Origin of the sequence: Xenorhabdus santafensis (assembly GCF_033949405.1) — a bacterium.
Classification (GTDB): Bacteria; Pseudomonadota; Gammaproteobacteria; order Enterobacterales; family Enterobacteriaceae; genus Xenorhabdus; species Xenorhabdus santafensis.
Genome location: NZ_VCDN01000003.1, coordinates 53258 through 79233 on the forward strand (window position 1 = coordinate 53258; position 25976 = coordinate 79233).

The following is a 25976-nucleotide window of genomic DNA, read 5'->3' on the forward strand; positions in this document are numbered from 1 at the left end:
GGGAGCAACATTTTATCGATCTCTTGTTATCGATCCCATAAATCTTAACGATTTTGCTATCTTATCTATCTCACTATTTTTTCTATTCCACGACTCTTATTTATTCCACTAGCGGTTCGTGTGCTTTGCGGCATATTCCTCGCTGTTAACCCATTGGTGATCCTTTTCCCATGTAAATAACCACTTACGAGTCGGGCCTGCCATCACATTCAAGTAATAGCTGTCGTATCCCGCGATTGTCGCAACGGGGTGATAACCTTTTGGCACCATGACCACATCTTTATTATAAACCGCCATAGTTTCATCCAATGAACGATCATCGGTATAAACTCTCTGCATACAAAAACCCTGTGATGGGTTCAAGCGATGGTAATAAGTCTCTTCCAAATAGGTTTCTTGCGGTTCGTTATCAGTATCATGTTTATGGCTGGGGTAAGAGCTGGTACATCCTTCATCGGTATAGACTTCAACGACCAATAAACTGTCAGCCTGTTCAACATCGGGCAGGATGTTATGCACATAGCGTTGATTGTTGCCATTGCCACGCTGTTCAGACCCAATATCCTGCGGAGCAATTAAACGAGTGGGATAATTTCCTTGGCCTTTTGCCTGACATACCGCAAGCTCAAGATCCGTTTCAGCGACTATTTTTATTTCTTCATGAGGAGCAACATAGACAGCATAGGGCTTTTTGCGCTCAAATGGACTCATGCGTTCACCAATATGCTCAAATTGTTGCAATGGCGTAATGACTGTCGCTTTCCCTGCCACCAGCACCAAACAAGTTTCATTCTCTGATGCCGGTAAAGTGATAGATTCCCCCACTGCCAGTTCATAAACAGCAAAATGGACATATTTCCAGTTTGCTGTTTCCGGTGTGATATGTTGTGTTCGCTTGCCCTGATCAGGCTTATGATATTTTGACAGTAGCTTAGACATTTAGCCTCCGAACTCTGTGTTTAAATCAATCCTGCTTGTTTAGCAAATTTATGCAAGTTGCTATATCCCATTGTTGCATAAGTCAACGGATGAGCGACGGCTGGATCTTGTTCTGCTTCAACAACAAGCCAACCGTTATAATTATTCGCCTTCAATACTTCAAAAATAGCGGGATAATTGACGCAGCCATCGCCGGGTACAGTAAAGACCCCACTTAATACAGCATCCAGAAAGCTGGTTTTGCGATTTTTGACATCTTTTAGCACATCAGGGCGAATATCTTTGCAGTGCACATGATTAATACGCCCGCACCACCGCTTTGCAACTGCCAGAGGATCATCACCCGCAAAGGTTAAATGCCCAGTATCCAGCAATAACCCTACTTCTTCACCGGTATTTATCATCAAATTGTCGATATCTTCCGCACTTTCAATCACGGTTCCCATATGGTGATGATACGCAATTTGAACCCCCTGCGACTGTGTATAACGGGCAAATTCTGTCAGTTTTTCCCCATATTCTTGCCAGCGCCCGGCCGGAAATAGTGGACGAAGGTGCACAGGTTGTTCTTGATTGCCGTGAATACAGTGTGTCACTTCAGCAAAAACCATCACGTTAGCACCCAGTTCACGCAATAACGTCAAATGAGGTTGAACCGCAGTAATTTCATCTTCAACACTGCGTGTCAACAATTCACCTGAATACCAGCCAGATACCAATTTCAAATCATGGGCAGCTAATATCGGCCCTAAGATCTGCGCCTGACGGGGAAATTTATTACCCAGCTCAAATCCCTCAAATCCCGCTTGCCGCCCTTCAGTCAGGCAGGTTTCCAGAGGTGTCTCAGCCCCTAAAGAAGGTAAATCATCATTAGTCCATGTCAGGGGGTTGATGCCAAGTTGAACTGCCATAAGGGTTCTCCTATGAGATGGAAATAGGTGATGTTCTATTCGTTTTATTATCGATTTGTGTACGTTACTGTTTTTACATAACTATCTGTACGCATTGCTATTTATTTGCATTGCTATTCAACAAGTTGAGTTTTTGTTCCCTGATGCGTTTTTATTCAATAAATTGTTCCCCACGCTGGCGCCAATAACGGATCAAATTGTGGTAATTAGTTTTTATTTGCTGGATAAGCGTTTCGTCATCTATCTCGCCTGCCAGCCATTTTAATGCGGGTTGGCCAAACAACGTACGCCCGACAGCAAAGCCTTTTACTATTGATTTACCTGCCGCTGCATCAAAACTTGCCTTTAAGATAGATTCCGGCGCATCAAGGCCAAGGATAACAACACCACGACAATGCGGATCCCGCTGTTCAATCAATATGCTGATTTGATCCCACGTCGCAGATTGCATCGGCGGTAATTTCCACCAATCCGGTTTAATGCCGAGGTTGTAAAAACGCTGGAGTGCACGCAGGTACAATTCGTCAGAATGCGGCATATCAACGGGCAAAATCACTTCCAACAAGAGTTCATGCCCGGATTGGCAGCAGGCGGCATACACTTCCCGAACAGTTTTTTCCTGTTCCAGTCTCAAAGGATGGCTATCTTCCGGATGGAAGAACACTAAACATTTCACGATATGTTCCTGTGGCCAATTAATGAGTTGGGAACCTATATTGCCATGCTCAAGGCACAACGGACGGGAGCCGGGCAGCTCAATCGGACGCCCGATCCACAGCCCTTGCCCGGTCGCTGCATTGAGCACATCCTGACCAAACCGGCTGTCACACAATATTCCGGCCTGCCCAGCCAGATGCGCTTCTGCACTCACTTCCTGACTGGCTCGGAACAGCAACGTTTTCAATTGCGGGATGCTTTCAAGGCTGGCATTGACTTTGCGCGCCATTTCGACAAATTGGATGCGGTGATCAAACGCCATAATGCACAGTTCACCCCACTGTTTTTGACGACTTCCAATACGATGCAAGTGGTTAAGATGTGAGTCTAAATCTGGGCGTGGAACTTCTGCCACACGGGTAAGGTAATTATCCAGTTCACGTTTATCCGGCATAGCGGGTGCACAACCGTGGCGGGAAACCACCAAGGCACCACACGCATTGGCATAGGTGCAAGCCTGCTCCCAACTTTCGTTGTTAAGATAACCGCGCAATAAGCCCGACATAAACGCATCCCCTGCCCCCAAAACATTCAGGACTTCCACCTTGACACCCTGCACAGTAATGCCTTCATCCAACGTATTGGGAATGCTGTCTGTGAACACTGAGCACCCCAGTTCACCTCGCTTGCAGACCAATATTGCTTTACTCAGTTCCCGCACGCGGCGCAAAGCCTGCAATGTATCCTTGGAGCCACCAGCAATGTGAAATTCTTCTTCTGTTCCCACAATGAGATCAAATTGAGGAAGAACTTCCTGCAGTTGTGCCGTGACTTGTTCTGAATCGATGTAACGGGTTTCTCCGTCACCAAGTGAAGTCAGCCCCCATAATACCGGACGATAATCGATATCAATGACGGTTTTGACGCCATTGCGGCGAGCATATTGCAATGCTGTCAAAACCGCATCGCGTGTTTGTGGATGGGAGAGGTGGGTTCCCGTGATCGCCAGACAGCGGGCTGATGCAATATAGTCTTCAGTGAAATCATTACGGGTAATCGCCATGTCAGCGCAATTATCACGGTAGAAGATCAACGGAAAAGTTTCATTATCTTTGATGCCCAGTAAAACCAAGGCCGTAAGCCGCTCTTTATCGGTAATCAAGTGGCTGGTATCACAACCTGCACGTTCCAGCTCTTCACGAAGAAAACGCCCCATGTGCTCATCACCAACCCGTGCCAGCATAGAGGATTTCAGCCCTTGGCGCGCAGTACCGTAAGCTACATTTCCTGAGGAGCCACCCAAATATTTTGAAAAACTCCCCATATCCTCCAAGCGGGCACCAATTTGCTGACCATACAGATCAACAGCAATGCGTCCCATGCAGATAACGTCAAACTTTTTATGCTGCTCCATTGATTCACCTCTCTCCGAATGCGGTATATTCCCGGACTCTTTATTTTGCTGAACCTTTGATTTTTCCGGCCCCTGGATTTTTCAGCCTCCGAGGCAACCATGAATATTTTTTGGCTATTAGTTCTGGATGACGGTAATTAATTAATCTCGGTCACGTGAACCCAACGTTTCTCCTGATGAGAACGGGCGATAGCATCCAGAATGCGCGAAACTTTCCAACCTTCAGTGAAATCAGGCCACATGTCTTGATTCAACGCGATGCCATCAATCAAGTCCCTGACTTCCACTGTTTTTTGATCATTGAAACCAATGCCATGCCCTGCACCATTGCAAAACGGAGCATAATCAGGGTGCTCTGGCCCAACTAAAATCGTTTTGAACCCTTGGCGGTTTGCCGGATCATCGTGGCGATAAAGCTGTAATTCAGCCATGCGCTCCTGCGAAAAACTCAGGGTGCCTTTTGTACCTGTCACAACATAAGTCAGCCCCATTTTCCGGCCACAGGCGATGCGGGAAGTTTCAATGACACCCATCGCCCCGGTATTAAAACGCACCATTGCATGAGCTTGATCTTCATTTTCTACCGCTACCAAAGTTGAAGAACCCACCTGTTCAGGGCGCATTTTCACTACGGTTTCCATATCACCACATACAGTCATGATGTCGGCCACCAGATACTGCGCCATATTGATGATATGGGCGGCCAGATCACCCAATGCCCCTAACCCTGCCTGCTCTTTAAAGCAGTGCCAGTGGATCGGGCTGAGAGGATCCGCCATGTAATCTTCGTTGTGAGTACCGTAAAAGTGCACAACATCACCAATCTCACCATTGGCAATAATCTCTTTCGCCAATTGTGCCGTCGGATTTTTCATGTAGTTAAAGCCAACCAATGTCTTAACACCTGCTCGTGCGGCGGCTTCCACCATCTGTTTTGCATCAAGTGAGTTCAGTGCCAGAGGCTTTTCGCAGTAGATGTGTTTCCCATGTTTAATGGCTTCCAACACCATCTCTTTATGCAGGTAATTAGGTGTACAAATATCAACAACATCAATATTCGGATCAGCGACCAATTCGCGCCAGTCGCCTGATGAGCGTCTGAAACCAAGTAATTTTGCCTGCTCACAAGCCCGCTCTGCGTTAATGTCAGCCACCATTTCACGTATTAACTGTCCTTTTAACGGAAATACTGTCGGAGCCTGTGCGTAAGCAATGGCATGAGCCCGGCCAATATAGCCAGTACCAATCAACCCGATTCGAATTTCTTTCATGCTATTAATTATCCATTCCCTATCACTTTCATTCTTTATACGAAACATTTATTTCATTTTCAATTTAAAAAGAAACGTAAGTTTCAATTCGTGATCCGGTAGGAATTTTTGCATTAACGATATGAAAACAATTGCATTCCTTCAGGCTCAAATTCACTTGTCATTTATGCCGTTGCCTTTACTGAACGACGGTAAATCGGTGCTAGCACAGGCGGTGTATCGGGGAAGATGAGTTTTACTTGGGCGAGAAATAATTCGGCAGTAGCGATGGCATCACTCAACGCATTATGGGCAGTATACGAGGGTAATCCGTAATGCTCACGTACATGGCTGAGAGTGTAATTTCCTAAAACATTTCCCCGGTTATGCGATAGCGACTTTTCGATCATCATTGTATCCAGCCAGACCAGTGGCAATGATTTAACCCCGAATGCTTGGGCAAGAAAGGTGTTTTCAATGGCCGCCCCATGTGCAAGCAAGAGTTTGCCCCGGGCCTGCTCTACAAACTGTTCCAGCGCCTGTGCCAATGTCAGCCCAGCATCGAGTTGTTCAGGGGTAATGTGATTAATAACCGCTGATTCGGCCCGAACTGATGAGGGGTTGAGTAAAAAGCAATGCCTCGCACTGCTGAGCGGTATCTTTAGCTGGTGGATGGTGACCATGCCAATACTTAAGATCTGATCTCGATCTGGATCTAATCCCGATGTTTCAAGATCCACCACCAAAATATCAAGATCTGGCAATTCACTGCTTCCTTTTGCCAATGGCGGTGCCAGCAAGGTCTTCAAAATCGGCATTATTCCTTCTGCCTGACGCATTTTCCGATGTCGTTTATGCAATGCATTCAAGGGATCATTCAGGGATATTAAGCGACCAATCATTGCAATATTCCCTTGGCATGATAACGCTGCAATGCTGCTTCTTGGGTACGGGAGATTATGCGAAACGCATCTTTTAAATGATTGCGCTCAAATTGAGTCAATAATCCTGGCGCTATTTGGTTGCTGAAAACCTGCCTATGATTGAGGGACTGGCGCTGGTAGTTGAAACGCACTTGGTTGATAAAAGTATAAGCTTCCAATAACTCTTTATGGCTGGCAGAACTGATGATCCCTGCATTTTCTGCCACTTTCAGCCGCTCGGCAGTAGATGAAAGTAATTCTCCAGCATCCAAGGCATAAACACGTGCCAATTCAATCAATAAATTAATCGCTTGTTTTTTAATGTTGAATACACTGTGATTCTCACCATTTTTAACCAGCACGAATTGGCGGAATATGCCAAGTGGCGGGCTAACTCGCAATGAATTCGCCACCAAAATGGATAAAAAGCGACGGTGATCCTGTAAATTCTGTTTTACTTCAAAGACAAGTGATTCAAACAGGCTGGACTGACCATAAAGAAAGCGAATATCCAGAAAAACAGAGAAATGAAGCAATGATTCACTTTCTGGATGCCGCAACCATTGCCGATAATTTTCCTTCCAGCGGGCAAGCGGCTGGCACCATTTAGGATTAGTCGGCATCATGTGCCCCGGGCAGAGCGCATAGCCGCAATCCTCCAAGCCATAGCAAACAAAATCACTGAATTGACGAAACCAGTTGATTTCCTGTTCGTTGACATCACGCGCCAAGATCAAACCACTATCCTGATCTGATAGATAATGCATTTCCTGCCGAGCCTGCGAACCTGCGACAAACCAGCAATATCCACAAGGAGGAGCGCCAAGCTGCTTCTCTGCCAATTGCAGCAGTCGCTTGGTAAAGGCATCAGCAATCATCGACATCATCAACTGAATAGTCAAAGCAGGAACGTTGGCATCCACCAGTGATTCAAAAACAGTTTGCCGCTGAAATGCCAGTGCCTTCAATTCCGATACACTCTCCTGCCGATAAATCCGGCTAATGAGGTAAACCGCCTGAATACTGTTTTTCTGTACCAGACTCGTTGCGGTCAGTACCCCCGTGACCCGCTCCCGCTGGTTATCCATGACCGGCAAGCTGCGGATGTTATGCTGCATCATCAGCTCAATCGCACTGATAATCGGCTCATTGACCGATACCGTAACCGGATTTTTAGTCATGACCAAAAAGATGGGGTTTCGTATATCTACGCCTTGTGCAACAACCCGCTTGGTTAAATCTCTGTCCGTGACAATGCCGAGCAATTTTCCCTGTGACATAACCAATGCGGATGAACGGTGTTGCGCCACCATTTTCTCGGCGACCGATCGAATAGAGGCATCCGGCGTAACGATAACCATTACGGTATTTTGAATGGTGGAAATCGGCTTTAAGTACAGAACGTTATTGGCAGAAAGGGCGTTGTCCTGATACCGGAAAGCCAGACGTTCCCCTTCTTCACAGGCAAAATGATGGCGGACAGTCTCATTTTCTGTCATCGCCTGTTTTAACGTTGCACGGGGAATACAGTACAGCAATGTGTTTTCTATCGCTGTTACATAATAAAGCCCCGCCTGCCCCGGCATTTTATCAAGGACACTGAAACCAAAAACATCTCCTGCTCCCAACCTTGCCCGCAGGGTTTTATCGGCATGACGTTGTTCAACAGCGCCGGTACGCACCAAATACAACCCCTTGCCGACAATATCTGTCTCTGACAAAGTTTCTCCCTGTACCAAGTAACTGATCTCTACCTGTCTGGTAATCATATCCAGCAGTGATTCAGGCAGCTTGTCAAAAGGATCTCGTTTAACAAGGAATTCCCGCACATTGGGGATCAGTGATGCTTCCATTTCCGCTCCTTTCTCTATTACTTTGCTGGCTTATTTTCCCGGTGAATTTGCTGCAATCGGCCTTTTAAACAGAACCTTGCCCATTTGAAAGAAAACATAGCCCAAGATACCCGCAGCGAAGAGATAATAAATTGCCATCGCATAAGTCGGCACGTTATGGGCGAGGAAAACATACATAGAAATCGCAGCCAAAGTAATTAGCAATCCCATAGGTTTAACCATTGACCACGGCGTGATGTCTACCTGCTCGGTATAGACTTCTTGATAGGATTCAGCCGGGAAGAAATGCCCGATGATCAGCATGAAAATGACATTTAAGACGAAGAGAATGCCAACCAAGTGGAAAAAATGAATATCGATTTTCAGGACGAAATTACAAATAATATACGCAGACATACCGAACAGAAGCCCCAATTTTGCTGCAATCGCTGGAACACGTTTTGTCATCAATCCAACCAGTACCACACTCAGGATTGGGGCATTGAAAATCCCTTGCAGTTGCTGAATCAGATAAAACAGGCCATCAGGGGCATTGGCAACGAGCGGGGCAATAATCATGGTTGCCAACGCCAGCCCAATCCCCAAGAATTTGCCGACTGCCACAGTCTGGGCTTCAGTTGCATTCGGATTAATGCGAGGCTTATAGATATTCACGGTAAACAATGTCACGGAAGAGTTCAGCCCGCCGCTGAATGTCGAAAAGACGGCACCTACAACCACGGCAGCAAAAAAACCAACCAAAACTTTAGGCAGTACCAATTGTACTAATGCCGGGTAAGCGTTGTCAGGGTTATCAATTTGACCATTGAAGATGTGGAATGCAATGATCCCCGGCAGAATAATGATGGAAGGAATGATGAGCTTGAACAGGGCACACAACAGAACACCTTTTTGCCCTTCCGCCAGATTCTTGGCTCCCAATGATTTTTGTACGATGGATTGGTTGGTGCACCAGAAAAACATGTTTGAGACAATCAACCCTGTAAATAACGTTGAAAATGGTACCAGTGAATCCTCACTGCCAATGGAATTGAATTTATCCGGATGGGCTTGATAAACATCAGTCAGCCCTTTCCACACATCGCCATTCCCGACATACAATAAAGCGAAAGCAGTAACCATCAAACCACCGACAATTAAACCAACGCCATTGATGGTATCTGCAACGGCTATTGCTTTGATTCCTCCGAAAATGGCGTAGATTGCCCCAAGCCCGCCAACACCCCAAACCATAATCCAAAGTGCAGTTGTTTTATCGACCTGAAAAACCTGTGAGACCTGAAATAAACTTTCCAGTGCGATGGCACCGGTATATAACACAATGGGTAAAAGTGAAATGACATACATCGCCAAAAATAGAATTGATGTTATCAGTAAAGTATTTTTATCAAATCGACGTTCAAGATATTCCGGGATCGTTGAAATACCCAATTTTAAATATTTAGGCAGAAAGTAAGTAGCAAATAAGACTATTGTTAATGCTGCAATAACTTCCCAAGCCATAACAATAAACCCCGTCCTGAATGCCAAACCATTTAAGCCAACTAAATGTTCTGTGGACAGATTCATTAATAACATGGAGCTGCCAATATATATTCCTGTCAGGGAACGCCCGCCAAGAAAATAACCCTCTGTAGAATCACTTAAGTGTTTGTTTCGTGTTTTGTAATAAGCAGTCCCTGCCACCAATAGAGTAAAACCGATAAAAGAAAGAAAAGCTAACATGTGATCCTCCACCCTGATTAACGGTTTCAGGCAATAACGAGTTAACAGGAAAGATAATTTCTGAAAACCAATTCCTATTTATTGGTTTATAAAAACAGTCTTCCTATTCTTATTTGTGGAAATGACGAAACATTTATAAAATTTGTTTGCCATAGTTATGGTTGCCGGAACAGGCACGGTATTTTGATGAAATATACCGGTCAACTTTCAAAATGCAGCCAATCAAGCGACAACTTGAAATCCTATGGGTATGGATGTTCCGACTGTACTTTTCATAAAGACCGGGTATAAAAATTCGTTATAGTAATTTGTTATAATTTGATTTCTTTACCTGAATGCAAAGATTCTAAAGCCTTATCTGCAAGGTAAAGCGCTTGTTCTCCATCAGTGCCACAGGTTTCAGGAACAGCTCTGCCAGCCATGACATCAACAAAATGGTTCCATTCTGCAATATATGCTTCGCGATAACGTTGCAGGAAAAAGTATTCTGGCTTCGCGGCAACACAACCATCCTCGCCCCAAAACTCAACGCTGTTTTCCTTGATATTGCCGGCGGTCAGCAAACCTTTTTCACCATGCAACTCAAGACGTTGATCATAGCCATAGCCTGAACGACGGCTGTTGGTAATGGTTGCCATCGCCCCTGACGGGAATTTCAAGACAATAAACGCGGTATCAATATCCCCAGCCTGACCAATGGCCGGATCAACAAGGTTGCTTCCTTGGGCATAAATGGCGCATGGCTCTTCGCCAATGATAAAACGAGCCATATCAAAATCATGAATGGTCATGTCCCTGAACATGCCGCCAGATACCCGGACATATTCCGCTGGAGGGGGAGAAGGATCACGGGAAGTAATGAGCAAAGATTCTGCCTTACCCACTGTACCTGCGTTGAACAGGTTTTTCAGCCGACGGAATTGAGGATCATAACGACGGTTAAACCCGACAAAGAGAGGAACCTGATATTCTTTCACAGCCGCAAGGCACTGACGAACCCGCTCAAGATCAAGGTGAACCGGTTTCTCGCAGAAAATCATTTTGTTGTGCCGAGCAGCAAGCTCTATTAAATCCGCGTGTGTGTCTGTCGCTGATGCGATTAAGACTGCATGAACATGAGGATCTGCCATCGCTTCTTCAATAGATTGTATTTTAGCCTGATATTTTTGTGCCAATGCTTCCGCATTTGCTTGATTGGGATCTATTACGGAATAAAGACATGTTTCTTTGTGGCCTGCTATGTTAACAGCGTGAACCTGCCCAATTCGCCCAGCGCCAAATAACGCAATATTGAACATGAATGCTCCTTGATACCTTAGTATCTGCTTTTGGTGTGGATAAAAATATATCAAACAAAATATTTATTTCAATTTTGTTTTATTTGAAAAATTTATTTTTTAGAGCCAGCTCATATAACTACCATTCAGCGGCCTTGCTTTCTGATAATTTTCTTTGTTGCTTCAAATTGTTAGGTTTTTGTGTTTTTCAAAGCGTAATGCGGTAAGGAATAACGGCCATGAAAAATAAATCATGGAAAATAAATTTCGTGGCTAAATAAGCGAAATAGGGAAAGTAATCAACTTCCTCATATTCCGCTTAATTTACCCATATAAAATGATTCCCGATGAATCTCGGGTTATATCAAGACAGTAAGGGATTAATATTGGCGAACTTTTCCCTCAACATATTCTTTAATCTTCTCCGCCGATGCTGTAATTACCGGGTTATCAGCGATTTGTGCGGTGCCTATTCTCCACCATGATTCATAATCATGAGTCATCGTTTTTGGCAGTACTTTAATATCAATTAACGTTGCACATGACTGCGTTTTCGCATCCTGCAAAGCCGCTATCAATTGTTGTTCATTGTGCACCCGATAACTCTTGCAGCCGTAACTTTCTGCATTTTTTGCAAAGTCCACCCGCATCAATGCCCCATCCAAACGCCCATTTTGTGGATTGCGGTAACGGTTTTCTGTCGCGAAACTTCCCATCCCTTGGCTCATCTGTAAGTTATTGATGCAACCAAATCCGGCATTATCGAACAGCAATACAGTAATCTTGATATTTTCTTGAATGGCCGTTTGCAACTCACTGTTAAGCATCAGGTAAGAACCATCTCCAACCATGGCATAAACCGGCTGTTCTGGGCTGGCAAGCTTTGCTCCCAGTGATGCTGCAATTTCATAGCCCATGCAGGAATAGCCGTATTCAAGGTGGTAAGTATCAGGTTCTTTGGGTTGCCAAACACGCTGTAAATCCCCCGGCAGGGAACCAGCCGAACCGACAATGATGGCATCCGGTTCCAGATATTGATCCATCAAGCCGAGCACGCGTGTTTGCGTTAAATCAGTCTGCAATACTTCACTGTATTCGGCTAACTTATCATCACAATGCCCTGCTATTTCGGGCCGGAATCCGGGCTGATATTGAATGGAAAACAAGCGCTGCAACTCCTGCTGCCAAGCGGCTTTGGCCTGAGCAATTTCGTCCTGCCACCCCGAATGCCATGTCGTTTTTGCCAGCCTATCCGCAATAGCATTCAGCCCTTCACGGGCATCCGCCAACACTCCCACTGCATCCAATTTACAAGCGTCAAACTCTGCGACATTAATGGTGAGAAATTCTACCTCCGGGTGCTGAAACAGCGATTTTGAGGCGGTGGTAAAATCTGAGAAACGCGTCCCGACACCGATAATCAAATCAGCTTCTTTTGCCAATAGATTGGCAGCCAGACAACCCGTCGTGCCGATACCACCGCAATTCAGCGGATGTGCTGCCACAATCGCACTTTTTCCTGCCTGGGTTTCTGCAAATGGAATATTGAATGTTTCAGCAAACTGACGGAAAGCATCGTGGGCACCTGAATAACGTACGCCACCACCACAAATCAACAACGGTTTTTTCTTACGTTGAAGAAGTGCCAACGCATCTTGGATGCGAGACTGAGATGCCGGGCGGCGTTCAATTTGGTGAACCCGTTTCTGGAAGAAATAATCAGGATAGTCCCAGACTTCCCCTTGTACATCCTGTGGAAGGCAAATAGTCACCGCGCCGGTGTCTGCGGGATCGGTCAATACCCGCATGGCATGTATCATCGCCGCCATCAGTTGTTCTGGCCTGGATATTCGATCCCAATAACGGGATACCGGCCGAAAACAGTCGTTGGTGCTGATGGTACCGTCACCATATTGTTCCACTTGCTGTAAAACAGGATCTGGCTGACGGCATGCAAACGTATCTCCCGGCAGTAATAATAATGGGATCCGGTTAGCGGTTGCTGTGGCTGCGGCCGTTACCATGTTAGCCGCACCCGGCCCTACCGAAGAGGTAACCGCGAATATTTGTTGACGCTTTTTCTGTTTGGCAAACCCTGTCGCAATGTGCGCCATTCCTTGCTCATTACAGCCCTGATAAATGCGCAGATGGCCCGGTTCCTGTTCCAATGCCTGCCCCAGCCCAACCACATTACCGTGACCAAATATCGTGAATACCCCTTGAATAAAGGGATATTCTTTTCCATCCACATGTACATATTGCTGGTTGAGGAATTTGACCAACGCTTGGGCCATCGTCATTTTTTGCGTATTCATTGATAGGTTCGTCATGGCAATCGTTACTCCATTGTTGGCATCACGAAATGGCTCTCGTGGTGTTCCAGACGCACGCTGGCAGGCCAACGGCTGGTGACTGTTTTCATCCGGGTATAAAAACGTACGCCATCATTGCCATGAGTATTGAGTGGCCCGAAGATGGAACGTTTCCAGCCACCAAAACTGTGGAATGCCATTGGCACGGGAATGGGAATATTGATGCCTACCATGCCAGCCTGAACATCTTCACTGAATTGGCGGGCAGTTTCACCATCACGGGTAAAGATGGCCGCTCCATTGCCATATTCATGTTGATTGATCAAAGTTAAGGCGGTGTCATAATCCGGCACCCGGACAACAACAAGTACAGGGCCAAAAATTTCTTCTTTATAGATTTTCATGTCCGGTGTCACATAATCAAATAACGTCGGCCCTACGAAATAACCGTTCTCACCGCCAGAAACTTGATACCCACGCCCGTCAACCAAGAGTGTTGCCCCCTGCTCGACACCACTACAAATATAGTCACAGATTTTTGCTTTATGCTGTTCAGAAATGACCGGCCCCATATCATTTTCTTTGCCTTCGGTAATCCCAGCACCAACTGACATATGGGCAATTTGTTGCTGGAGCTTTCCGACCAATTCATCCGCAATTTCATCCCCAACGGCCAAAACGACAGACAAAGCCATACAGCGTTCCCCCGCCGCACCAAAGGCTGCCCCGATGATGGCATTTGCAGCCATATTCATATCCGCATCTGGCATCAAAATACTGTGGTTTTTCGCGCCCCCCAATGCCTGACAGCGTTTTCCATGTGCCGATGCGGTGGTATAAACATATTCCGCAACTGGTGTTGAACCCACAAAACTCACGGCCTGAACACGCGCGTCAGTCAGTAATACATCCACAGCTTCTTTATCGCCCTGCACAACATTAAATACCCCATCCGGCAAGCCTGCCTGTTGCAATAATTTCGCCAGTTCAATGGAAAGGGAGGGATCTTTTTCTGACGGTTTCAGAACAAAAGTATTTCCTGTCGCTAATGCTATCGGAAACATCCACATTGAAACCATCGCAGGAAAGTTAAATGGCGTGATACCAACACAAACCCCCAAGGGTTGCATCAGTGAATGGCTGTCAACGCCCGTCCCTACATTCGCTGAATGTTCCCCTTTTTGCAGATGCGGGATTCCGCATGCAAATTCAACCACTTCCAGACCACGGGTCAGCTCCCCTACCGCATCAGAATAAATTTTCCCGTGTTCTTCTGAAATCAGGCGTGCCAGCCTATCGTGGTTTTCTTCAAGCAATGATTTGAATTTAAACATAATTCTGGCACGTTTTAGCGGGGAGTTTTTTGACCATTTTTGAAAGGCCAGATGGGCAGATTCAATCGCATGTTTCGTCTCATCAGCCGTACTTAAAGCAACCTGCCGGATCTTTTGCCCTGTCGCCGGATTAAAGATAGGTGAAGTGCGATTACTTTTACTATCAATGAGTTGACCGCCAATAAAATTTTTAACCTGTTCCATTCTGAGCCTCTCTAAATACGATGACGATTAGGATCACTAAGATTTGAATCATGATGGCTACAGATATATGAAATATATATTTCATTTTCAATAAAAATTGAAATGCACTTTAATTAATGTGATCAACACGCTATTTTTACGCAATTACATTCATTACACAGTGGCAACTTGTGAATATCTTCGCTCGTATCAAGCATAATTGCCTGATGGTGAATGAATTATCTATTTCATTACAATTTCCTATGGGGGGATTATGCCTACAGCATCTAACCTGAATGAACTGCAAGATCAAGTACGCTCACGTTATGGTGAGTTGAGTAAAAGATTACAACAAGTTGCAAGATATGTACTGGATAATACGAATAGTGTCGCATTTGACACTGTTGCTGTTATCGCCAAAGAAGCCGACGTCCCTCCTTCCACTTTAATTCGTTTTGCCAATGCCTTTAATTTCAGTGGGTTCAATGAAATGAAACAGTTGTTTCGCATGAATTTGGTGGAGGAGACAGCCAGTTATACCGATCGGGCACGGCTGTTCAAGGAGTTGGACAAAGACCATCACATACCGGAAGAACCACTGCATATTTTGCAGGAATTTGCCCATTCCAATGCACAAGCGATGCAGCAACTTGCTGCCCGCGCTTCAGCAGAAGATTTAAATACGGCCGTCAATCTGCTGGCAACAGCACGCAATGTTTACATTATTGGATTGCGTCGCTCTTTTAGTGTGGCGTCATATTTTGCTTATGCACTCAGCCATTTGGAATGCCGCCCAATGTTGATTGATGGTTTAGGTGGCATGTTCCGTGAGCAGATGAATATGATCGGCTCAAATGATGTCGTGGTTTCTATCAGTTTTACACCATATGCGGAAGAAACAGTGATGGTTAGTGAGAGGGCAGCCAAAGCAGGGGCAAAACAAATCGTGATTACTGACAGCCAAATTAGTCCACTGGCGAGTTTCAGTGATGTCTGTTTTGTGGTGAAAGAAGCACAAGTTGATGCATTTCGCTCTCAATCTGCAACCTTGTGTCTGGTGCAATCATTGGCAGTAGCTTTGGCATATCGACAGGGAGATTAAGGTCAGACAATGCGTGGCAGTCAGAATAACTGCCACGCTAACATATTCAGTTATCACACAGAATTATTACCGCAATGGTTCTATCAAGGTTATTCAAAATCCTTAAACGACGGGCCTTGGAAATAAATCGCTTTAATGTGGCAGCTACGGGGTTGGGTGATAACAAACTTTAAGGTTTCCCACACTGAGCGCGCATTCAGCATTTGTTCACCCATTTTTTGGTTTTCATCCAATACTTCATCAAATCCGTTGGTTTGGAAATCAGGTGGATAAAGCCCCGTGACACGAATATTTTCTTTACTCAGATTATGGGCCAAGTTCTGACTGAAGCCGCTCATTGCATGTTTGGCTGCGAAAAATGCAGGATGGGCAACGGAGTCGTGAAACTGAGGGATGCCACAACTAGATACCATTGCAACAATATCAGCGCCTTGAGATTGGCGCAGGCTCGGCAATAACGCTTTGGTTAGCAAGATAGAGCCGGTTATTCCTGAATTGATTGTACTGACGATATCAGCATCGCTGTCATTTTCCCCCAAATACCCTTCCAGCCATTGAGCAGCACTCAAGATCAAAATATCGATCGGTTTCTGATCTTGTTGTAATTGACTGGCAAATTTACTCACAGAGTTGGGCTCATTCATATCGCATTGATACCCCCTCGCCAAGCCGCCTTCACTGCGAATGATTTCACATGTCGCTTCAGCACTGGATAACTGACGGGCACAAAGATCAACATGTGCGCCTTCACGAGCCAACCAAACAGAAACCGCTTGCCCAAAATCTCGACCGCCACCGGTTACTACAACGCGTTTACCTTTCAACTTGCTCGACTCATTGACTTGATTAAACATTATCTTGGCTTTCCTTATATCAGTGACAAAGCTGGCTGAGGAATTGTTTCTTTGTTGTTGAGAAAGCCATCATACGTAGACATTTCTATTATTTTTAGCTTATTGGGTCATCATTATCGCATTCCAATTTATAAAATATGGGAATGATTGCATTCTATATATTCATATTTGGAATGATTACAAACACCAATCAATATTCATCGAGTGAATAAGAAAAATAAATTCAATTCGTTTTATGAATAGTATATTAAGGGATATAGATGTTAACTAATCGAGAAAATTGCAATTCCATTAGTTTAAATTGCAAAAGCACTATGACAGTTCGTATGCGTCCTATAATTTAAAATACTTTAATTTTTTTACTAAAAATAAAGTTTAATTTGGGTTATTCTTCCCAAGATAATATCAATAAATACAAAAAAACCACCGCAATATACTGCATAATATCTATATGCAATTCATTCCGGCGGTCTTTATTGTGTTATTTGAACAGTCAGCTAATTAACACATTAATAAAACCATCAAGTTACACTTCATTTTCTTCATCTAAGTCTTCTTGAGAATGGCTGCCAATAGCTATAAATTCATCCAACAGTCTTAAAAGTTGGTCTAATTTTTCTGGAGAGAAGGCTTGCTCAATCGCTTTGTAACCCTCTTCAATCTCCCCTTTTGCCTGTTCGTAAAGTTCTTGGCCTGTTGGTGTCAAAGAGACATACAGCTTACGCTGATCATTCATGGGCTTAAGACGGAATATAAGGCCGTCACGCTCCATGCGCGTCAAAATGCCAGTCAGACTTGGGCGTAAAATACAGGTAAGGCAAGCCAGATCGTGAAAATCAATTGAACGGCTGCTCGCCAATACACGGATAATACGCCATTGCTGCTCTGTTAAATTATAGCTCTTCAAAATGGGACGGAAAAAACCCATTGCGGTTTCCCGCGCTTGAAGTAATGCAATTGTCAGGGATTCATGCATAAGTAAAAGTGACTCTTTAGTTAATTACCAGTCATTCTCTATAAATCTAACGCACGCGCTACTTATTATAGACAACATAAACATCAAAAAGACTAACACGCTCATATTTATCCACAAAGGGAAAAGACTTCAACATTAACAAATAAATAAAATTATCGGGCAGAAAAAAAGTTAAAAAAAAGTTAAATTCAAACCCAAATGACCTCTCCTAAAATATAACAGCTTGATCTTTATTTGATAAAAACAATCACAAACAGCGTGTTGTTACACAGATCACAATTAAAATTAACAATCAAATTAACATATTGAAGATTGCCGACATATGATTTATTAATATGTTAACAAATAGTCTTGTGATACGTCGTACAGCTATCAGGGAGTTATCAATGAAAGGTACTGTTTTTGCCGTAGCCCTCAATCATAACAGCCAGCTCGATTTCTGGCATGAGGCATTTCACGAAGCACCTTATAAGACCCCCCCAAAAACTCCAATTTGGTTTATCAAACCACGCAATACCGTCATCGGCTCTGGAGATGTGATCCCCCACCCCATTGGTGAAACGGTACAAAGCGGTGCAACTCTGGCACTTTTCGTTGGCGAAACTTCACGCAAGATATCTGTGCAGGATGCCAATCAGTATATCGCCGGTTATGCATTGGCAAATGAAGTCAGCTTACCAGAAACCTCATTTTACCGTCCGGCCATTAAAGCAAAATGCCGGGATGGTTTTTGCCCGATAGGTCAAATGATCAAAACCAGCGCGATAGAATCGCTTGATATCGTGACTGAAATCAATGGCTATGAAGTCGATCGTTGGTCAACCGTTGATCTTGTCCGCTCCGCACCTGAATTGTTATCCGCGTTGAGTGAATTCGCGACCTTGAAAGCAGGAGATATTATTTTATTGGGCACTCCCCATCAACGCGTGACACTTCGCCCAACCGATAAAATTACCGTCAAGGCCAAGGGTTTTCCCAATCTGGACAATACTGTTGTATTAGCAGGAGGCCGGGCATGAAACAGGCAAAAATTCATTATCAAGGCCAGGATTTGGATGTCACTGTTGATGAGCAGGAAAATGTCATTCTGCCTGACGGAAGTACAGTACACGGTGAGCAAGTTATATGGCTGCCCCCAGCCAACGGAACCCTGTTCGCATTAGGGCTGAATTATGCCGACCACGCTACGGAGCTGGAATTCAAGCCACCGGAAGAACCCCTCGTGTTCATCAAGGCCGCCAATAGCTTAACAGGGCATCGTCAGGTTTCCGTGCGCCCCGATAATGTGGAATACATGCATTATGAAGCTGAGCTGGTTGTTGTTATCGGCAAGCCTGCCTACAAGGTTTCCACAGAAAATGCCATGAATTATGTTGCCGGTTATACCGTATGCAATGACTATGCTGTCCGCGATTATCTGGAAAATTATTACCGACCCAATTTACGTGTAAAAAGCCGCGATACCCTGACTCCGATTGGCCCGTGGATCGTCGACAAAAATCAGGTTTCCGATCCCCATGATCTTTGCTTGAAAACGTGGGTAAACGGTGAACTTCGCCAACAGGGATCAACCGCCGATTTGATCTTTGATATTCCTTTCCTAATAGCCTACCTCAGTGATTTTATGACGCTCCAGCCCGGGGATATGATCGCCACTGGTACGCCCAAAGGGCTGTCCGATGTTGTGCCGGGGGATGAAGTCATTGTGGAAGTTGAAGGTGTGGGGCGCTTGGTCAATCACATTGTCAGCCAGCAAGAATATGAGGAGAGTTTGTCATGAATACCATCAATCATTGGATAAACGGCAAAAACATCGCCAGCAAAGAGTATTTCGAAACTACAAATCCCGCAACGGGTGAAGTGCTGGCCCGTGTTGCCTCTGGTGGGCAGGAAGAGATAAATCAGGCTGTCGCCGCCGCCAAAGAGGCTTTTCCCAAATGGGCAAACATGCCAATGAAGGAACGTGCACGCCTGATGCGCCGTCTGGGTGAGTTGATTGACCAAAATGTTCCTGATATTTCTGCGATGGAAACCAAAGATACCGGCCTGCCCATCCACCAGACACAAAATGTATTGATCCCCCGGGCTTCCCATAACTTTGAGTTTTTCGCTGAAGTTTGCCAGCAGATGAACGGGCACACCTATCCCGTCGATGACAAAATGCTCAACTATACGTTGGTCCAGCCAGTCGGAGTTTGTGCGCTCATTTCTCCTTGGAACGTGCCGTTCATGACTGCAACATGGAAAGTCGCCCCTTGCCTGGCTCTGGGAAATACCGCCGTCCTGAAAATGTCTGAGCTTTCTCCATTGAGTGCCAACCGCTTGGGAGAACTGGCGCTGGAAGCAGGCATCCCGGCTGGGGTACTGAATGTGGTGCAAGGGTATGGCAATACCGCAGGCGATGCACTGGTGAAGCACCATGATGTACGTGCCATTTCTTTTACCGGGGGAACGGCAACCGGCCGCCTGATCATGCAAAATGCCGGGCTGAAAAAATATTCCATGGAATTGGGAGGAAAATCCCCAGTCCTTATCTTCGAAGATGCCGATATCGAGCGCGCTATGGATGCCGCTTTGTTCACTATTTTCTCCCTCAATGGAGAGCGCTGTACCGCAGGTTCCCGCATTTTCATTCAAGAAAGCATTTACCCCGAATTCGTCAAACGTTTTGCAGAGCGCGCCAATCGCCTGCGTGTTGGTGATCCACAAGATCCCAATACGCAGGTCGGTAGCCTTATCACTCGTCAGCATTGGGAAAAAGTTTCCAACTATATTCGATTGGGAATCGAGGAAGGTGCAACGCTGCTGGCAGGTGGCCCCGACAAGCCGATCGATTTGCCTGATCATTTGAAGAACGGCAATTTCTTGCGCCCTACTGTTTTGGCGGATGTCGATAACCGCATGCGCGTGGCACAAGAAGAGATTTTCGGCCCTGTCGCCTGCCTGCTGCCGTTCAAGAGTGAAGAGGACGGATTGCGGATGGCCAATGATGTGGAATATGGCCTTGCTTCCTATATCTGGACGCAAGATGTCAGCAAAGTCCTGCGGCTGGCCCGTGGCATTGAAGCGGGCATGGTGTTTGTCAACTCACAGAATGTTCGTGATTTGCGCCAGCCATTTGGCGGCATAAAAGCCTCCGGGGTTGGTCGCGAAGGTGGAGAGTACAGCTTTGAAGTCTTTGCTGAAGTGAAGAATGTTTGCATTTCAATGGGAGAGCATCCTATTCCTCGTTGGGGAATTTAGCTCATCAAAACGCATCAGGAATACGGGCAATCTCAGCGTTAACCATCGTTCTCGACCCTGATATCAAGTGAGGATTTATGGGAAAGTTAGCGTTAGCAGCAAAAATTACACATGTACCTTCGATGTATCTGTCTGAATTACCCGGCAAGCACCACGGCTGCCGGCAAGGCGCAATTGACGGGCACAAAGAAATAAGCCGCCGTTGTCGTGAAATGGGTGTCGATACCATTATCGTATTTGATACTCACTGGTTGGTTAACAGCGCCTATCACATTAACTGTTCCGACCATTTTTCCGGTACCTACACCAGCAATGAATTGCCACATTTCATCCGCGATATGACCTATGAATACGACGGCAACCCTGAACTGGGCAGAATGATTGCGGAAGAAGCCCGCCAGATGGGAGTTCGGGCCCAATCCCATGAAATTCCCAGCCTGACACTGGAATATGGCACGCTGGTTCCCATGCGTTACATGAACAGCGACCGCCATTTCAAGGTCATTTCAATTTCCGCCTTTTGTACCGTTCACGCTTTTGAAGACAGCCGTAAACTGGGTGAAGCGATTATCCGGGCCATTGAGAAATACGATGGTACAGTTGCCGTGCTGGCAAGCGGATCGCTTTCACACAGCTTTATTGATGATCAACGTGCTGAAGAAGGCATGAACAGCTATACCCGTGAATTTGATGAGCAAATGGATCGCCGGGTTGTACAACTTTGGAAAGAAGGCAAGTTCAAAGAATTCTGCAAAATGCTGCCAGAATATGCGCAATATTGTCGGGGTGAAGGCAATATGCACGATACGGTGATGCTGATCGGCCTGCTTGGCTGGGATCGCTATGACGGCAAGGTGGAATTTTTAACGGAGTTATTTGCCAGTTCAGGCACCGGACAGGTCAATGCTGTTTTCCCATTGCCGGACTATACTGCCAATGAGCATCGCCTTTAACTCACTTTTGACAGGAACAAACCATGCCACATTTTTATGCTGAATGTACTGACAATATACGTGCTGATGCAAACCTGCCGGTGTTGTTTGCCAAAGTAAATCAAGCACTGGCAGAGACCGGGATTTTCCCCGTGGGCGGCATCCGCAGCCGTGCCATTTGGCTGGATACATGGCAAATGGCTGATGGTAAGCACGACTATGCCTTTGTTCACATGACATTGAAAATTGGTGCCGGACGCAGCCTTGAAGACCAACAAAAAGTGGGGGAAATGTTATTCGCCTTAATCAAGGCACATTTTGCCGATTTAATGGCACAGCGGTATCTTGGCCTATCTTTCAGCATGGAAGAACTCGATCCTGTGCTTAATTATAAATCCAATAACGTTCATAGCCTGTTTAAAACAAAAGAACCACAATGATAGGTGGCATAATTTGGCACACTAAAGTTCACTTTTTTGTAAGTTAAAGAGGAAACCATGACAAGTCATCTGGATACATCATTGCTGCGCCAACAGGCTTATATCAATGGTCAATGGGTTGATGCAGAGAGCAAAACGACCTTTCAAGTGACCAATCCCGCCAACGGTGAAGTAATAGCCAATGTCAGTGATATGGGTGCCAAAGAGACTCAATGTGCCATTGACGCCGCACAGAGTGCCCTGCCTGCATGGCGGGCACTGACCGCAAAGCAGCGCAGTCAAAAACTAATGCAGTGGTTCCATTTAATTATGGAAAACCAAACCGCTTTAGCCGCCATTTTAAGTACCGAGCAAGGTAAATCCCACGCTGAGGCGATGGGAGAAGTCGCTTACGGAGCCAATTTTATTGAGTGGTTTGCAGAAGAAGGCAAACGCATTTATGGTGAAACCATGCCATCCCCGATGCCAGGCCGCCGCCTTTCCACCATCAAACAACCGATTGGTGTTGTGGCTGCCATTACTCCGTGGAATTTTCCCAATGCCATGATCACCCGTAAAGTTGGCCCGGCACTGGCTGCGGGTTGTACAGTTGTGCTGAAACCTGCAGCGGAGACACCGCTTTCCGCATTGGCACTGGCGGCATTGGCGGAACAGGCCGGCATTCCGGCTGGTGTTTTGAATATTGTGACAGGAATGGATGCCAAAGCGATTGGTGGAGTCCTGACAGCAAGTCCTATTGTACGCAAACTTTCATTTACCGGCTCTACCCGTGTCGGCAAGTTATTGATGGCACAAAGTGCCGATACGGTAAAAAAACTCTCCCTCGAACTGGGTGGCAACGCACCTTTTATTGTATTTGATGATGCAGATATTGATGCCGCTGTAGCGGGGGCAATGGCCGCAAAATTCCGCAACAGCGGGCAAACCTGTGTCTGTGCCAACCGCATTCTGGTTCAGGAAGGTATTTACGATGCATTTGCCGAACGTCTGGCAAACGCAGCAAAACAGCTTCAAGTCGGCCCAGCCAGTGAAAAAGCCTCACAACAGGGGCCACTGATCAATCAGGCTGCGGTGGATAAAATACAGGCACACATCAGCGATGCTGTTTCCAACGGTGCCAGCATCCTGACTGGCGGCAAATCCCACTCGTTGGGAGGGCTGTTCTTTGAGCCAACTGTGTTGGCAAATGTCACCGAAACGATGCAAGTCGCCCATGAAGAAACATTCGGCCCACTGGCGCCCTTGTTTAAATTCCGTGATGAAGATGAAGCCATCCGCATTGCCAACAACACCGAATTTGGTCTGGCCGCCTATTTCTATTCTCGTGACATTAGCCGGATTTATCGGGTGGCAGAAGCGCTGGAAAGCGGTATGGTCGGCATCAATGAGGGCTTAATTTCTAACGAAATCGCACCATTTGGCGGTATAAAACAATCTGGGCTGGGGCGCGAAGGCTCACGTTACGGCATTGAAGATTATCTGGAAGTGAAATACCTCTGCTTTGGCGGATTAGACACTTTTGGTTAATCAAACGCTTTTGGTTGATTAGGCACTAAAGGAGCTTAGGATTCTATGCTACAGCAAGAAGTCATATCACAGGTTGCACACCGTTTACACCAGGCAGAAAAAAATCGTGAGCAAATCCGCCAAATCTCATTGGATTATCCAGAGATAACATTTGAGGATGCTTACGCTATCCAAAGTGAATGGGTCAATTTGAAAATCATGGAAGGCCGGGTCCTCAAAGGGCACAAGATTGGTTTGACGTCCAAGGCCATGCAAGCCAGTTCACAGATTAATGAACCTGATTATGGCTCCTTGCTGGATGATATGTTCTTTCAAGACGGAAGTGACATACCTTGTGGACGTTTTATCGTGCCACGCATTGAAGTTGAGCTCGCGTTTGTGCTGGCAAAACCACTGAGCGGCCCGGGTTGTACGCTGTTTGATGTTTATAATGCGACAGATTACGTTATTCCGGCGCTGGAACTTATTGATGCCCGTTGTCACAACATCGATCCTGAAACGCAGCGCCCGCGCAAAGTGTTTGATACGATTTCTGACAACGCCGCCAATGGCGGTGTCATTATGGGAGGGCGCCCAATAAAACCGGATGAGCTGGATTTGCGCTGGGTCAGCGCCCTGCTCTATCGCAATGGTGTGATTGAAGAATCCGGTGTTGCCGCCGCAGTTCTCAATCACCCTGCCAATGGGGTTGCATGGCTTGCCAACAAGCTGGCTCAACATGATGTCCAACTTGAAGCAGGCCAAATCATTCTGTCCGGCTCTTTCACCCGACCGATCCCCGCTCGCAAGGGGGATACCTTTCATGTGGATTATGGCGTCCTTGGCACAATTAGCTGCCATTTTGTTTAACGCATTTTTCAATTTTAAGATCTGTACCCTATGGATTTCGAGTTGCGCTGAGTGGCAAGGAAATGGCCCTCCGGGAACATAGATAGTCACGTGGTTATAAACATGTGGCTATAAAAATAATGTCCGGAATCAATGATAAATACAGCCAGCAAACAGGTAACTGGAAAAACGACGGAAATGAAGAGGAAATCTCATGGATCAATTAACGAATAAATTTAAGCAAGCCCTGAAAGCCGGAGATCCCCAGATTGGATTATGGCTTGGGCTATGCAGTGGATACACCGCAGAAATTCTGGCTGGAGCGGGATTTGACTGGCTATTGATTGATGGTGAACATGCCCCTAACAATATTCCAACCATCCTTTCCCAATTACAGAGCATTGCACCTTATCCGAGCCAGCCCGTTGTTCGCCCACCGTGGAATGATCCGGTGATCATCAAGCAATTGCTGGATATTGGTGCGCAAACATTGTTGATTCCGATGGTTCAGAATGCGGAACAAGCACGCCAAGCGGTTCAGGCCACTCGCTATCCCCCAGCCGGCATTCGCGGCGTTGGCAGTGGATTGGCTCGGGCCGCACGTTGGAATCTCATTCCTGATTATCTTTCTCGCGCGAATGATGAAATGTGCGTGTTAGTGCAGGTAGAAACCCGTGAAGCATTAAAAAATATAGCGGAAATAGCCGCAGTCGAAGGTGTTGATGGCGTATTTATTGGCCCTTCAGATCTCAGTGCAGACATGGGGCATATTAATAATCCCCAACACCCTGACGTTAAAGCAGCCATTGAACAAGCCATTAACCAGATTAAGAAATCAGGCAAAGCAGCCGGCATTTTGATGAGCAATATTGATATCGCCAAACATTATCTTGATATGGGCGTACTGTTCATTGCCGTGGGGGTTGATACTACGTTGCTGGTCAGCGGAGCCACCGCTCTGGCAAAACAGTTCGACAAATCCAAGTCAGGACAGAAACCATCATCTGATGTTTATTAAGGCCCGATACAGACAATATAAAAGGCGGGTGTTAACACGGCGCCCGTCATTGCAATTGAAGTTCCTGATAACAGTTTTCCAAACAACATTTTTCATACCCAATGGATTTCAAGTTGCATCGCTATGGCAGAGGGAACGACAAATTCGTCGGAAACGAATTTTCCCGACGCAAGGCTGAGAATAAGCAAAAGGCAGGAGCCTTCCATTAAATCCCGGCAGCATAAATAACCGTATGTTTATAAAAACGGTATCTGGGATGAATGAACACAGCCAACAAA

Annotated in this window: 21 protein-coding genes; 9 read left to right on the forward strand and 12 right to left on the reverse strand. The window is 45.8% G+C overall.

Features of this window, described 5'->3' with window-relative positions; genetic code table 11:
• Nucleotides 1-108 precede the first annotated feature (108 nt).
• From iolB to FE392_RS00830, 10 genes are all read right to left on the reverse strand, one after another.
• Nucleotides 109-939 (reverse strand): 5-deoxy-glucuronate isomerase, encoded by an 831-nt coding sequence (gene iolB, locus FE392_RS00785; RefSeq protein WP_319928328.1) that lies wholly within the window; start codon nt 937-939, stop codon nt 109-111.
• 20 nt (nt 940-959) lie between these two features.
• Complete coding sequence (iolE, locus tag FE392_RS00790) at nt 960-1850, reverse strand: myo-inosose-2 dehydratase (RefSeq protein WP_319928329.1); 891 nt, start codon at nt 1848-1850, stop codon at nt 960-962.
• A 151-nt stretch (nt 1851-2001) separates the two neighbouring features.
• Entirely contained in the window at nt 2002-3921 is a 1920-nt protein-coding gene (locus FE392_RS00795) for a bifunctional 5-dehydro-2-deoxygluconokinase/5-dehydro-2-deoxyphosphogluconate aldolase (protein ID WP_319928330.1), read from the reverse strand.
• Between the two features lie 137 nt (nt 3922-4058).
• Nucleotides 4059-5192, reverse strand: coding sequence for a Gfo/Idh/MocA family protein (locus FE392_RS00800; RefSeq protein WP_319928331.1), 1134 nt, complete (start codon nt 5190-5192; stop codon nt 4059-4061).
• Between the two features lie 164 nt (nt 5193-5356).
• Nucleotides 5357-6073 (reverse strand): 3'-5' exonuclease, encoded by a 717-nt coding sequence (locus FE392_RS00805; protein ID WP_319928332.1) that lies wholly within the window; start codon nt 6071-6073, stop codon nt 5357-5359.
• Nucleotides 6070-7947: a DUF294 nucleotidyltransferase-like domain-containing protein gene (locus FE392_RS00810; RefSeq protein ID WP_319928333.1), complete on the reverse strand. Its 1878-nt coding sequence runs from the start codon at nt 7945-7947 to the stop codon at nt 6070-6072. Before FE392_RS00810 ends, FE392_RS00805 begins: the two co-directional genes overlap by 4 nt.
• Nucleotides 7948-7977: 30 nt before the next feature.
• The gene (locus FE392_RS00815) at nt 7978-9672 is read right to left on the reverse strand and encodes a solute:sodium symporter family transporter (RefSeq protein ID WP_319928334.1); all 1695 of its coding nucleotides are present in this window, start codon (nt 9670-9672) and stop codon (nt 7978-7980) included.
• Between the two features lie 311 nt (nt 9673-9983).
• Nucleotides 9984-10970: an inositol 2-dehydrogenase gene (gene iolG, locus FE392_RS00820; protein WP_319928335.1), complete on the reverse strand. Its 987-nt coding sequence runs from the start codon at nt 10968-10970 to the stop codon at nt 9984-9986.
• Nucleotides 10971-11329: 359 nt separating this feature from the next.
• Nucleotides 11330-13264 carry a 3D-(3,5/4)-trihydroxycyclohexane-1,2-dione acylhydrolase (decyclizing) gene (gene iolD / locus FE392_RS00825; protein WP_319928385.1) on the reverse strand — a complete coding sequence of 645 codons (1935 nt, stop codon included), beginning with the start codon at nt 13262-13264 and terminating at the stop codon, nt 11330-11332.
• Nucleotides 13265-13287: 23 nt separating this feature from the next.
• A complete protein-coding gene (locus FE392_RS00830) occupies nt 13288-14799 on the reverse strand; it encodes a CoA-acylating methylmalonate-semialdehyde dehydrogenase (protein WP_319928336.1) in 1512 nt (503 codons plus the stop codon).
• Between the two features lie 253 nt (nt 14800-15052).
• On the opposite strand from FE392_RS00830, the gene FE392_RS00835 reads away from it, so the two are divergent.
• Complete coding sequence (locus FE392_RS00835; protein ID WP_319928337.1) at nt 15053-15880, forward strand: MurR/RpiR family transcriptional regulator; 828 nt, start codon at nt 15053-15055, stop codon at nt 15878-15880.
• An 89-nt stretch (nt 15881-15969) separates the two neighbouring features.
• On the opposite strand, the gene FE392_RS00840 is transcribed toward FE392_RS00835, so the two are convergent.
• Together FE392_RS00840 and hpaR are read right to left on the reverse strand one after the other, a co-directional pair.
• The gene (locus tag FE392_RS00840) at nt 15970-16734 is read right to left on the reverse strand and encodes an SDR family oxidoreductase (protein ID WP_319928338.1); all 765 of its coding nucleotides are present in this window, start codon (nt 16732-16734) and stop codon (nt 15970-15972) included.
• Nucleotides 16735-17260: 526 nt separating this feature from the next.
• A complete protein-coding gene (hpaR, locus tag FE392_RS00845) occupies nt 17261-17710 on the reverse strand; it encodes a homoprotocatechuate degradation operon regulator HpaR (protein ID WP_319928339.1) in 450 nt (149 codons plus the stop codon).
• 386 nt (nt 17711-18096) lie between these two features.
• On the opposite strand from hpaR, the gene FE392_RS00850 reads away from it, so the two are divergent.
• The 8 genes from FE392_RS00850 (at nt 18097) to hpaI (ending at nt 25698) form a co-directional block, all read left to right on the forward strand.
• Nucleotides 18097-18729, forward strand: coding sequence for a fumarylacetoacetate hydrolase family protein (locus FE392_RS00850; RefSeq protein WP_319928340.1), 633 nt, complete (start codon nt 18097-18099; stop codon nt 18727-18729).
• Complete coding sequence (locus FE392_RS00855) at nt 18726-19490, forward strand: fumarylacetoacetate hydrolase family protein (RefSeq protein WP_319928341.1); 765 nt, start codon at nt 18726-18728, stop codon at nt 19488-19490. Before FE392_RS00850 ends, FE392_RS00855 begins: the two co-directional genes overlap by 4 nt.
• Complete coding sequence (gene hpaE, locus FE392_RS00860; protein ID WP_319928342.1) at nt 19487-20953, forward strand: 5-carboxymethyl-2-hydroxymuconate semialdehyde dehydrogenase; 1467 nt, start codon at nt 19487-19489, stop codon at nt 20951-20953. The genes FE392_RS00855 and hpaE overlap by 4 nt, the downstream gene beginning before the upstream one ends.
• Nucleotides 20954-21030: 77 nt before the next feature.
• On the forward strand, nt 21031-21906 hold the full coding sequence (hpaD, locus tag FE392_RS00865; RefSeq protein ID WP_319928343.1) for a 3,4-dihydroxyphenylacetate 2,3-dioxygenase: 876 nt from the start codon (nt 21031-21033) through the stop codon (nt 21904-21906).
• Between the two features lie 23 nt (nt 21907-21929).
• Nucleotides 21930-22325, forward strand: coding sequence for a 5-carboxymethyl-2-hydroxymuconate Delta-isomerase (locus FE392_RS00870; RefSeq protein WP_319928344.1), 396 nt, complete (start codon nt 21930-21932; stop codon nt 22323-22325).
• A 57-nt stretch (nt 22326-22382) separates the two neighbouring features.
• Nucleotides 22383-23852, forward strand: a complete 1470-nt coding sequence (locus FE392_RS00875; RefSeq protein WP_319928345.1) for an NAD-dependent succinate-semialdehyde dehydrogenase — start codon at nt 22383-22385, stop codon at nt 23850-23852.
• Nucleotides 23853-23897: 45 nt separating this feature from the next.
• Nucleotides 23898-24701, forward strand: a complete 804-nt coding sequence (hpaH, locus tag FE392_RS00880; protein WP_319928346.1) for a 2-oxo-hept-4-ene-1,7-dioate hydratase — start codon at nt 23898-23900, stop codon at nt 24699-24701.
• Between the two features lie 193 nt (nt 24702-24894).
• The gene (hpaI, locus tag FE392_RS00885; RefSeq protein ID WP_319928347.1) at nt 24895-25698 is read left to right on the forward strand and encodes a 4-hydroxy-2-oxoheptanedioate aldolase; all 804 of its coding nucleotides are present in this window, start codon (nt 24895-24897) and stop codon (nt 25696-25698) included.
• Nucleotides 25699-25976: the final 278 nt, after the last annotated feature.